10 protein-coding genes are annotated in these 12082 nt (G+C 26.4%); 8 read left to right on the top strand and 2 right to left on the bottom strand.

Translation table 11 applies throughout. The features are described from left to right. Nucleotides 1-28: 28 nt before the first annotated feature. The gene (locus HNP68_RS03945) at nt 29-715 is read right to left on the bottom strand and encodes a hypothetical protein (RefSeq protein ID WP_183220673.1); all 687 of its coding nucleotides are present in this window, start codon (nt 713-715) and stop codon (nt 29-31) included. Beyond that, entirely contained in the window at nt 712-2490 is a 1779-nt protein-coding gene (locus HNP68_RS03940; RefSeq protein ID WP_183220671.1) for an aminopeptidase P family protein, read from the bottom strand. Before HNP68_RS03940 ends, HNP68_RS03945 begins: the two co-directional genes overlap by 4 nt. Nucleotides 2491-2603: 113 nt before the next feature. Here HNP68_RS03940 and HNP68_RS03935 point away from each other — a divergent pair, with 113 nt between their 5' ends. The 8 genes from HNP68_RS03935 (at nt 2604) to HNP68_RS03900 (ending at nt 12066) form a co-directional block, all read left to right on the top strand. Then, nucleotides 2604-3485: an HAD family hydrolase gene (locus HNP68_RS03935; RefSeq protein ID WP_183220669.1), complete on the top strand. Its 882-nt coding sequence runs from the start codon at nt 2604-2606 to the stop codon at nt 3483-3485. Nucleotides 3486-3494: 9 nt separating this feature from the next. Continuing rightward, nucleotides 3495-4733 (top strand): aminopeptidase, encoded by a 1239-nt coding sequence (locus HNP68_RS03930; RefSeq protein WP_183220667.1) that lies wholly within the window; start codon nt 3495-3497, stop codon nt 4731-4733. A 16-nt stretch (nt 4734-4749) separates the two neighbouring features. Further along, complete coding sequence (locus HNP68_RS03925; RefSeq protein ID WP_183220665.1) at nt 4750-5211, top strand: divergent PAP2 family protein; 462 nt, start codon at nt 4750-4752, stop codon at nt 5209-5211. Nucleotides 5212-5226: 15 nt separating this feature from the next. Beyond that, nucleotides 5227-6699, top strand: coding sequence for a hypothetical protein (locus tag HNP68_RS03920; RefSeq protein WP_183220830.1), 1473 nt, complete (start codon nt 5227-5229; stop codon nt 6697-6699). A 7-nt stretch (nt 6700-6706) separates the two neighbouring features. After that, nucleotides 6707-9025, top strand: a complete 2319-nt coding sequence (locus tag HNP68_RS03915) for an RnfABCDGE type electron transport complex subunit D (RefSeq protein WP_183220663.1) — start codon at nt 6707-6709, stop codon at nt 9023-9025. Beyond that, nucleotides 9022-9582, top strand: a complete 561-nt coding sequence (locus HNP68_RS03910) for a hypothetical protein (RefSeq protein WP_183220661.1) — start codon at nt 9022-9024, stop codon at nt 9580-9582. Before HNP68_RS03915 ends, HNP68_RS03910 begins: the two co-directional genes overlap by 4 nt. A gap of 15 nt (nt 9583-9597) precedes the next feature. Beyond that, nucleotides 9598-10675 (top strand): peptide chain release factor 2 gene (prfB, locus tag HNP68_RS03905; protein WP_235684931.1). Its coding sequence is split into 2 segments (ribosomal slippage): nt 9598-9654 and nt 9656-10675, totalling 1077 coding nucleotides; the frame shifts between segments, so codons are not numbered across the junction. Beyond that, nucleotides 10657-12066 carry a hypothetical protein gene (locus HNP68_RS03900; RefSeq protein WP_183220657.1) on the top strand — a complete coding sequence of 470 codons (1410 nt, stop codon included), beginning with the start codon at nt 10657-10659 and terminating at the stop codon, nt 12064-12066. The genes prfB and HNP68_RS03900 overlap by 19 nt, the downstream gene beginning before the upstream one ends. The last annotated feature ends 16 nt before the right edge of the window (nt 12067-12082 follow it).

Raw genomic sequence — 12082 nt, 5'->3', positions numbered from 1 at the left:
ATCCCCTTTCCCAAATACAAAAAGACATTTATTTTATTTTTCCAAAAAATTTCCACTCCTCATTTCCCAATAATGAAAAATAAATATTACCGATCCTGGACTTAGGAACAGCATAAAGCTTGTTTTCATCAATATCTTTAAAAACTAAAAATTCTTTAAGATCTGTATCAAAAAGAACAAGCTTTTTATCTTTACCATTAAACTTTAATCGCCAATCACCTTTTAATGTTTTATAAAAAAAGGTCCTCCCATCAATAGTATTAATTTCATAATTTTTTTGCTTTTCTAGAACACTTGTTGATTTTATAGCCCCCATAACATAGCTCAAAAAATTCTTATCAAATTGAATACTGCTAAAAACAGTTCCCGCATAAGCTGACTTTATTTGTTCACTTTTAGAATCTACAAAAAAAATAGTTGGACTTTTTTGTAGATTAATTTTATTAAAAATTTTATTATCCTTATCAATAACTAAAAAAACATTTTTTTTAGTTATTGTGTGAATAATTTCATCATTTTTAAAAGAATTTAAAAAATCTTTTATTAGATTTTCTTTAATATCTCTGCCAACTAAAATTAAAACATTTTTACCAAATTTTTGAGCTTTTTTAATTGCAATATCATAAGAACTTTCAAAAATAATATCTCCCGGCAAAGAAAACAAGTCTAAAAATCCTTGATTTAAAATCATTAAAAATGCTATTATAAATCTCATATTCTACTTGTCAGTTTTGCTAAAAATTCCAAATCCCCTTCATCATTAAAATGCTCTTTTAAGGTTAAAAATATACATTCATGATAATTGTTAATATAATTTAACTCATCTTCTGAGAGCATTTCTTTTACTATTAATTCTTTTTCAAAAGGAACAAGAGTTAAATTTTCAAACTCTAAAAAAGATCCAAAGTCATTTATAAAAGCCTGCTTTACAAAAACTAAATTTTCAATCCTTATTCCATGACTAAATGTTCGATAAAGTCCGGGTTCAATTGAAGCCACCTCAGATCCTTTAAACGAATAACTAGAATTGGGACTAATCGAAACTGGAAGTTCATGAACATTAAGAAAAAATCCAACACCATGTCCTGTGCCATGAATAAAATTTAATTCATTTTTTAAAAGCGGCAATCTACAAATTCCATCAAGAAACGCTCCGGAAGATCCATATGGAAACTTTAAAGACGCAAGACTAATGAAAGCCTTAAGAACCAAGGTATAGTCATGTTTTTCTTCGCTAGAAGCATTCCCTATCAGAAAAACTCTTGTAACATCTGTCGTGCCAAGTCCAAAATAAGAACCCCCAGAATCAATCAAAAGAAGACCATTGGAATTTATTTTTTTGCCTTTTTTAGGCTTATAATGCGGAAGAGCTCCATTTTCTTTAAAACCAACTATTGAATCAAAACTAGAGCTGAAAAATTTTTCATTTAATTTTCTAAAATGCAAAAGCATATCAGCAATGTCTATTTCATCTAATTCAGCCAATTCAACATTACTTAAACTTTTAAATTTACGTAAAAATTTAATCAAGCCAATAGCATCAATAACATGCGCTTCTTTCATCTTAAGAAGTTCATAATCGGTTTTTACTGCCTTAAGGCTACCTATAATGCTTTCTCCCAAAATAATATTAGCCTCACCAAGAACTTTTAAGACACTAACATTAGTATAAAATGAAACAAAAAATTTGCCTTTATCCTTTATTCGATCCAAAAAACAGTAAAAATTACTGTAGGGCTCTATTTCAAAATTTTCCATTTCAAGCGTTTCTTTAACACTTAAATCAAGTTTTTTTGGATCAATAAAAAGAACGTTTTTCCAATCCTTATTCCTAGATATTAAAAGAAACGAATAAAACAATGCTGATTTTTTAACATCTGATCCTCTTAAATTCAATACCCAAGCAATCTCATCAAGAGCAGTAATAACATAAAAATTTGCCAAATTCTTTTCTAAAGTTAAATAAATAGATTCAATTTTTTTAGACCTTTTATTATTCTTCTCAGCATCAATCAATTCAACTATATGATTAAACTCAAGTTGGGGTCTAGATTCCCAAATTAAATCAATTAGATCCTGATTTAAAACCTTGATATATGTATTTTTACATTTTTCAGACAGTTCTTTATAAAACTTTATGCTGCTCTCATCAGAGTAAATCCCAAGCTTTAATCCTTGAAAATTCAAATTTATATACTTAAAAATATCAGGGGATCCTCTTACTCCAAGCTTTATTAATTCAACTTCAGTTCCCTTGAGTTCTTGATTGGCCTGTAAAAAATACCTACCATCTGTAAACAGAACAGCTTTAGATAATGATACAATTACTATACCAAAGCTACCAGAAAAGCCTGTTATAAACTCACGAGTATTATACCTTTCATGAGAATATTCACTAAAATGAGGATCATACCCTGCTACTAAATAAGCATCAACTTCATTTTTCCTCATATAATCTCTAAGCAAAGCTAATCTTTTATTAATATCCAAAAAAATCCCCTTTATACAGTCTACTAATACTAGTATACCAAATAATTATCAATTTAAAAAAAAAAAAAATTTTGATATAATTTAGCTTGAAATTAACTCCTAAAGGATAAAATATGAAAAATATCAAAGCGGTTGCCTCTGATCTTGACGGCACTCTTTTATTATCAAAAAGCTATGTTGGAGCCTTTACAGAACTTGTAATTAAAAAATTAACAAAAGAAAAAAAGAAGTTTATAATAGCAACAGGAAGAAGTAAGAATGAAATTATTCAAATTACAAAATTAATAGACCAACTGCAAGTTTCATTTTTCATTACATTAAACGGAGCAAAAGTTTACAACCAAGAATGGAAATTAATAAAAAGTCATAATTTATCTCCTGAAGTGGTAAAAAAGATTTTAAATTTAAGAGAAGAGAAGTTTAGCCATATACCTCATTTTTTACATAAAGCAGATCAACACGACGACCAATTAAATATTGACATCAAGACTAAAATTGCAATCAATCAATGCCAAGAACTTAAAAAAGAATCCAATATCCTAGGACATGAAATAGTCAGCCCAATCGGCAAAATTAAAGAGATTAAAGACTTTAGTGAGCTTAAAAATTTTGAAAATGTTGCAAAAATAATATTAGCTGGCAAAGAAGAGAGCCTAATAGAATATGAAATGATGATTTTAGAGAAATGCAAAGGAGAAATAAATGCATATCTTTCTACTCCAAATTCATTAGAAATTGTAGATCATAAAGTCTCAAAAGGAAATGCATTAAAAGAAGTTCTTAAAACTATCAACATTGATTTGAGCGACACCATAGCTTTTGGAGATGGGTTTAATGATGCCGACATGCTAAAAAATGTAAAAAAGGGATTGCTAATGGGAAATGCAAATTATAGATTAAAAGAAATGCTACCTTACTTAGAAATAATAGGAACAAATGATGAAGAAGCTGTTGCAAATTACATTAATGAGAATGTTTTAGAAGAACCTATTTAGGAGGAATAAATGGAGAAAGATTTAATAAAATACGCAGAACTTATAATTTTAAAAGGAATTAATTTGCAAAAAAATCAGTGTGTTTTAATTCAAGGATCAATCGAAAATTACAATTTTTTGAAAATATTAGCAAAAAAAGCTTATGAACACGGAGCTAAGTATGTCAAGCTAAATATTAAAGACATTGATATTTTGAAATCAAGATTAAAATTTTCACAAGAAGAAAGCTTAGAATTTCTTCCAAATGCCGAAAAGGCCTTTTTAGAAGAAATGGTTCAAGATAAATGGGCAAGAATAAGCGTCGATGATACAGAAAATTTTGAAGACTTACAGAGAAACATTGGTCAAAAAATGTCAATTTACCAAAAAGCCTTAAGTCTGGCAAGTAAAACTTTATCGCAAGCAATAATGAGCAACGAAATGGCTTGGTGTGTTGTTTGCTCACCAGGTCCAAAATGGGCTTCCAAAGTTTTAAATAAAAAAGAAGAAAATAAAACTTTAGAAGAATTTTTCAAAATACAAAAGAAAATATTGCTACTTGACAATGAAAATCCAATAAAAGAATGGGAATCTCATGGTGAAAAGCTTCACAAAAGATGCAAAATATTAAATGAACTTAATCTGGAAAAGGTAATTTTTAAAAACGAAAAAACAAACTTGGAAGTATATCTGCTTGAAACTTCTCTATGGACAGGCGGAAGCGAAAAAATTAAAGGAACAGAAATAGAATTTAATGCCAACATGCCAACAGAAGAAGTTTTTACAACTCCAAACTATAAAAAAACAACAGGAATTGTGTATGCCACTCGCCCTGCCATGGTACTTGGAACACTAATATATGGAATATGGTTAAAATTCGAAAATGGAAAAGTTGTTGACTTTGGCTGTGATGATGAGAAACAAAAAGAAATATTAAAATCCCACATCGAAACCGATATACAAGCAAAATATATAGGAGAAGTGGCACTAGTTGATAGCAGTTCTCCTATTTATCAAAGCAATCTTATTTTTTACAGCACATTATACGATGAAAATGCAAGTTGCCACATAGCACTAGGGGCTGCATATCCATCTTGTTTAAGCAACGAAGAAGATTTAAAAACCGACACTGATAAACTAAATTACGGATGCAATGTTTCATTAATACACACAGACTTAATGATCGGAAGCGACGACTTAAATGTCATTGGAGTAGACAAAAGTGGAAAAGAATACACAATATTAAAAGATGGCAAATTCGCAATATAAAAAGGAGGCTTAATAAATGATAATGGCATTGCTTACTAATGACCTTTTTTTATCTTGTCTTGTATCAGGAATTTCTGCTCAAGTAATTAAATATGGCATCCAAACCGTAAAAACAAGAAAGTTAAAACTAGCTCCAGCTCACCTTTTAAAAAAAATTTTTCTAGAAACAGGAGGCATGCCAAGCAGTCATTCATCAACAGTTACTGCTCTTTCAACTTCAATTGCATTAACTGAAGGAGTAGGTACAAATTTTATAATAGCTCTTGCCTTTGCCCTTATTACAATAAGAGATTCTTTTGGAGTAAGATATATGTCTGGGGTTCAAGCGGAATATTTGAACGCATTATCAGAAAAATTAAAAAAAGAAATAAAAATTGACACAACAAAAATAAAAGTAGTAAAAGGGCACAAAAAAAAAGAGGTTTTAACGGGCATAATAATAGGGATAATCTCTGCATATATTGTATGCTATTTATAGCATAGGAAAAAATAAATAGTGCGTTTTTTAAATTTTTTATGTTTAATTATAACAATACCACTTATCAATTCCTGCAATATCGCTCAATTTGGAGATTACAAACCTTTATATTTTACAAACGAAACTGATCTAAAAAATGCTAATGCATATATAAATTCACTGGGATACAAAACAATCTCAGAATACACAACAAAAATTGACATTTTAGATTTCCCCGAAAATAAAAAAATTACAATACATGAGGCAACCAAACTCAACAATCTTGACCTAAGAAAAAATATATTTTTAAAAAAACTCCCCAATCTTTTTAATATAGAACATAAAAAACTTCTTTATGTTGAAAACAGATTCAAAACTATAGATTTTAAAAAATTAAAAAAAGATCTCGATATTAATGTTGACATGCATTCTCTTGACTACAAAACAAAGATTAATTTTATTTCAAGCGCAATATTTTTAATCATAATAATCTTATTAATTTTTTTAGACCCAGCAAATTCTATATTTACTTTAATTTTTCTACTAATTTCATCTCTTACTTTTATAATAAGTAAAGAAATATTGTATTTTTATCCATTTACAGTTCTCTCTTATTTGTTATTTTCAATAATCAATAATTTTAACAAAAATTACAATAAAATATATTTAAAAGAAATAAATTTTTTAACACTAATAACAAAAATAAAACACTTATTATTTTTATTTATATTCACAACTCTGTATTTCATTATAATAATGACCTTTTTTACTACAAATATTGATCCAACTTTTATTGTATTTACTGCAATACCAGCCCTTTGCATTTTTTTAATTTTCAGCTGGATCAAAACAGAAAGCAATTTCAAAGATACATTCTTATTCCCAATCGAAATTAAAGAGAAAAAAAAAGAAGAAAAAAAAGCTTTAAAATCAAAAATAGCAATACATCTAATGCTATTTACACTCTCGTTAATGCCATTCGCTTATTCAAGCTATATGCTAAATTCTTATAAAAACACCAGCTACCTTTACGGTAAAAAAATAAATTATTTTGATTATTTAAATCCTAATAATATTTATATAATGCTGGGATATAATAAAGAAATACCCAACATTGTAGGATACCTATCCCATATTCTTTATCAAAACGAACTAAAATACAATATTAACGCTAAATATGGGAAAATTCCTAAAAATATAATAGAAAATCACTTTGAAATCAAAACCGACAAGATAGAAATTAATCCTAAAATTGTTTACGAAATAGATAAATCATTTATTGATGAAACACTCAAAAAAGATCTTGCAAGCCTATTTTTAAGAAATAAAACCCCGATCTTAATATATAAAGAAAACAAAAATAATATAAACACAGATAAAAAAAATTACAAAATGCTCTTCTTATTCTCATTGCCTTTCTTTGTATTGCTATTCCTATTTAAAGCAATAAGATTTACAATTCTTTTAAACATAAATGAAAAAACCTATAAAAAATACATTCAAGGATAAATAACTAATGTCAGACTTAAAAAAAGTAAAAACAATTTTTAAAAAATATAATAAATATGAACTAAGCATTGATGAGATTCAAATACCTGAATATGCATTAATACCCCTTGAAGTAGAAAATTCAAAATCCATAATATACATAATTGAAAAACAAAAAATAGAAGAAAATCAAATTTTATCAAAAAATTCAAACATAGAACTGTACACATACTCTCCAATATCTGGAATAGTAGAAAAAATATACACAGCCAACTTTCCAGATGGAAAAAAATTAAAATCCGCATTAATCAAATTTCAAGGAAAAATAAAAACCGAAAAAACCTCAATTGAAGATGAAATTTCAAGAGAAAAAACCCTGGAAAAATTAATTCAACTGGGAATCCCTTGGTTTAACGAAAATTCTTTATTTCAATTCATAAACAAATGTAAAAAAATAGACAAAATGATTTTATTAACAAATGGAAAAGATGCGTTTACAAATATTTCAGAAACATTGATAGCAGAAAAATTAGAAGAAATTCTTTCAGGATTCCAAATAATCGACAAAATATTTAAATTCAAAGAAATAACAATAATATCAAATAAAGACGAACTGAAAAAAGAATTGGAAAAATTAAAAATTTTTAAAAACAGAAAAATACAAATTAAATCTTTAAAAAATGCATATCCTTATACAAATCACGAAATGATAATGCACTTTTTATACAATAGTAAAAATACAAAAGATGATATAAATCCCCACAATAATATTTTATTAGTAAATATTGAAGATCTATATAACACAAATCTTGCTATAAAAAATGACAATCCTTATAAAGAAAAATTTGTAGCCATAAATGGAAATAAAAAAATAAAAAGCAGAATACTGAAAGTAAAAATTGGGACCTCTTTCAGTCAAATAATAAACGAAAAAATTGATACAAAAAAATATGAAATTTTCTTAAACAACCCAGCCAATCAAATAAAAATCAAAACATTGAACATACCAATAACAAGAGATATTTATAGTATCACCATATTAAAGAAAAAGTCGATATATGACAAAATTAGAGAATTATTTATACCCAGTTTTTCACCATTGCAAATGGAAAATATTATTTTTTCATACTTAAAGAATAAAAAAATAGATGCTAACAATAAATTAAAAATATTTAAATATACAGATAAAGAAGTAGAAGAAGAAATACATAAAGTTAAAAAAGAAATTAAAAGCAAAATTCTAAATGAAAGTTTAATAAATGGGATAATATATACTGAAAACAACTTAAAAGACATATACTTTACTATCATATTATCATTATTGCCCAGTTTAATATTTTCTTTCCTAAACAACACAAAATTCATGACAGACACTTTGCTGTTAATATTTATTAGCATAGCAATCTATATACCAATAATGCTAAAAATTAACTACAAATGTTTATCTTTTTTTGTTTACAATGCCTTAATAATAAGCATTATATTGCCTTTAAATTTAGAAATTACTCTAAAAATAACCGCCTTATTATTTTCTTTTTTAGTATTTTTTTACTTTTTAAGGCTATCAGCATTTTTAGCAAATCCCATACTAATTTCTTTTATGTTTTTTGTATTAAATTTTCCAATAAGTTTTAAGCAAACTTATCAAGAAGGGCTTAAAAACTCAATATCAATAATTCCAACCTGGAACGAAATAATTAAAACAAATCCAAGCATAAAAAATTTAAAAAGTTTGAATACCTTAACAAGATATGAAAATAAAAAAATAGATGCAATTGAAAATTTTGTAAATAAAAAAATTTTTTCCGTTTTCAACATAATTGTTACAAGATTTCATATTGAAAGTCTCTTGGGAGTTAACAATGAAAAAAAAATATCTCCTATCTTACTTTATTTTGGACTCTTATTAATAGTTGGTAAATATATAATTAATAAATTAATACCATTGTCATTTTATATAAGCTTAATGACAATCTCATACATAGCACATAATATAGGAATACTAAGCCACATCAGTTCAGATATGTTGACATTACTTATTTCTCCAATACCGATGCTCTTAATATTTACAATAGCAACAGAAGTACAAATAACACCTCACTTCAAATTTGAGCAAATACTTTACGGATCACTATTGGCATCTATATACTTTTTAACATTAAGCTATATTCCTTTTGAAACTTTATCAGTCATAATATCTATTTTTATCTTACAAGTAAGCTCAAATTTAATAAAAAAATACAGTTTAACCTTAAAAATTAAAACAATAATGCATTTTTTAAAAACAAATAAAAAACAAGCACTTAAAATTCCTTTCGAGAATGAAAAGGATATAATAAAATTATGACTAATAATTTGATTACATACTTAATTATTAACAACTTAACTTTAATACACTTCGTTGGATTTGAGGATATAAAAATAAAAAATAATGCAATCTTAATAAAAAAATACATCATAATAACAATTGCTTCTTTATTAATATATTCAATATCATTTTATATTTATAAACTGATTGAAAGGAACAATTTATTGTTCTTAATGCCAATTTTTTATGTAATTTTAATTTACGTGCTGATATTATCATTCAAAGTATTAAATGATATTCTTATTATTTACAATAAAAAATCAAATTATTCAAACGATTTCATGCTTTCGAATACCAGCTTAATTGCAATAACATTTTTTGCACTTGACAAGAACAACGGATTTTTTGAAGGATTAGAAATGATTATTCTGTCTGCACTTGGCATACTAATAGCTTTAATCTCAATAACATCGATTAAAAAAAACTTTGATAAAAACCCTAAAATCAAAATATTAGAAAACGAACCAATATATTTTTTTATAATGTTTATTTTATCTTTAATTCCAAATATAATTATATTAATACACAATCAATAATAGTGAGAAATAAAAATGAAAGAAAAAATAAATACATTGTTTAAACAAGCCGATGGCATTTGGAGGAAGCTTTGACAAAAAGGAAATTCAAGCTAAAATTGAAAAATATGAAAAAGAAATAAGTCAGAAAAATTTTTGGGATAATCCTAAAAGAGCCCAAGAAGTTATTAAAGCTCAAAGTATCCTAAGAAACAAAATTGATCCGTGGGAAGAGTTAATCAACAAAATTAAAGATTTAAGCGATCTGTACGAAATTATTGAAAACGAAAAAGATATTAATAGCTTAGAAATAGAATTTAATGTACTTGAAAAACAGTACAAAGATTTGCTCACAATTTCTTACTTTAAAGAAGAGCTTGATGCAAACGGCGCGTTTTTAACTATTCATTCTGGTGCTGGAGGCACTGAAGCATGCGACTGGGTTGCAATGCTTTACAGAATGTATTCAAGATATGCTGAAAGGAAAAAATATAAAACAGAACTTATCGATTTGCTTGAAGCAGAAGGTGGAATAAAGTCTGTTACAATAGAAATCAAAGGTGAATATGCTTACGGACTTTTAAAAAGTGAAGTCGGAATACATCGTCTTATAAGAATTTCTCCGTTTGATGCTGCTAAAAAAAGACATACTTCTTTTGCATCAGTATTTGTCGACCCTGTTATTGATGAAAAAATAGAAATAATAATCAAACCAGAAGATATAAGAATAGATACATATAGAGCATCGGGAGCTGGAGGACAACATGTCAACAAAACATCATCTGCTGTAAGAATAACTCACATTGAAACAGGAATAGTAACTCAATCTCAAAGCGACCGAAGTCAACACAAAAACAAAGAAATGGCAATGAAAGTTTTAAAATCAAGACTTTACGAATACTATAAGACTAAAGAAGACGAAAAAAACAAATCCAATCAAGACACAAAAAAAGAAATTTCTTGGGGAAACCAAATAAGATCTTATATATTTCAACCTTACAATTTGGTAAAAGATCACAGAACAAAATTTGAAAATTCAAACACCACTTCGGTTATGGACGGCAATATAGACAATTTCATAGAAGAGTATTTAAAATGGAAAAGCTTAAATTAACACTAGTAATACCCTTACTAATATTTACAATACACAAAATAAATTCTCAAAGCAATATAATTTACAACTTTTCATATATCATTAATACAAAAACAGAAAATATTGACCTTAAAAAAGGAATTGAAAAACAATTGGACAAAGTCTACGGCAAAATAACAGAACATATTGTAAACAATAATGACAAGAATATCATTGAAGATATTTATATAAATCAAGATATAATAAAAACAGAACTTGAAATTAGTAAATTAAAAAAAGAAATGGATAAAAAAAAACTTCAAAATATAATAACTGCAAAAGAAAAGCATCAAACAAAAACCAAAATTGATGAGCTTAAAAAAGACATTCAAAATATTAACAACAAACAAAAAAAAATTGCAGAACATTTCAATAATTTAAACAAACTAAAAGCAAAATACAAAAAAATTGAAGACCAAACAAACATCTCAAATTTAAATAAAGAATTTTTCATAAGAGAAGAATTATTTTTTATTAACTATATTGACCTGAAAAAAATAGAAAATTATTATTTACTAGAAATTAGCAATGTCACCCCTGAAAAAATTGAAACTGAAAAAGCGGTATTTAAAACATCATCTTCTATTAATGAAATTGCAGATAAAATAACAAAACACAGTTTAAAAGAAATATTGGGTAGAGAATTTTTAAAAATCAATATTAACATCAAAAACAACCCAGATGCAAAAATATATATAAATGAAAAATTTGTTTCAAAAGGAATCTATTACGATAATATTTTTGACATTTCTAAAATCTCAAACAAAGAAATTGAAATACAAATTACAAGTACAAATTTTGAAAATTACTCTATTAAAAAAAAGGTTAAAAATGCAGATTCAATAATATTAAATATTGACTTAAAAAGAACAATCTCTAAGAAAGTAGCAATTACAAGCAATGTAAAATCTAAAGTTTTTAAAAAAGGTATATTTATAGGAGAAACCCCAATTGAAATTGAAAAACCAGAAAATCAAGACATCATTTTGCTTAAATCTAACGGATATAAAGATAGATTTAAACTAATAAATAAAGAAGAAGATCAAGTAGATATAGAAATGATAAAAACCAGCAAAAATGGACTTAGCAATGTAAGAGATAAGTTTTATGTCAATCTGGCTATTTTCACATTAAGCACAATAGGAACCATTTTTGCTGGAACATTACTCAACAATTCAGACGCACTTTATAAAATAACTGGAAATCACTTTATCAATAAAAAATTAGCGGCTGAAGATGTTTATATTGCAAAAGCAGAACAAATGACTGCAACATTTCTATTTGGAGCAGGCATCACCTTAACTATTGGTAGCTTTATTTCATTAATAACTCATTTAGTAGAATATATTAAAGAAGCAAATCTGGGAGAATAGATTTACAATTAATAAA

Source organism: Borreliella yangtzensis (genome assembly GCF_014201775.1).
GTDB classification, from domain to species: domain Bacteria; phylum Spirochaetota; class Spirochaetia; order Borreliales; family Borreliaceae; genus Borreliella; species Borreliella yangtzensis.
Note: the sequence above shows the minus strand (reverse complement) of the source record. Positions and strands in the feature narration are given on the sequence as shown.

Bases quoted from the DNA above. Each gene is read 5' to 3' on its own strand.
- HNP68_RS03945 (WP_183220673.1), bottom strand. From the start codon at position 715: ATGAGATTTATAATAGCATTTTTAATGATTTTAAATCAAGGATTTTTA.
- HNP68_RS03935 (WP_183220669.1), top strand. From the start codon at position 2,604: ATGAAAAATATCAAAGCGGTTGCCTCTGATCTTGACGGCACTCTTTTA.
- HNP68_RS03930 (WP_183220667.1), top strand. From the start codon at position 3,495: ATGGAGAAAGATTTAATAAAATACGCAGAACTTATAATTTTAAAAGGA.
- HNP68_RS03925 (WP_183220665.1), top strand. From the start codon at position 4,750: ATGATAATGGCATTGCTTACTAATGACCTTTTTTTATCTTGTCTTGTA.
- HNP68_RS03915 (WP_183220663.1), top strand. From the start codon at position 6,707: ATGTCAGACTTAAAAAAAGTAAAAACAATTTTTAAAAAATATAATAAA.
- HNP68_RS03910 (WP_183220661.1), top strand. From the start codon at position 9,022: ATGACTAATAATTTGATTACATACTTAATTATTAACAACTTAACTTTA.
- HNP68_RS03900 (WP_183220657.1), top strand. From the start codon at position 10,657: ATGGAAAAGCTTAAATTAACACTAGTAATACCCTTACTAATATTTACA.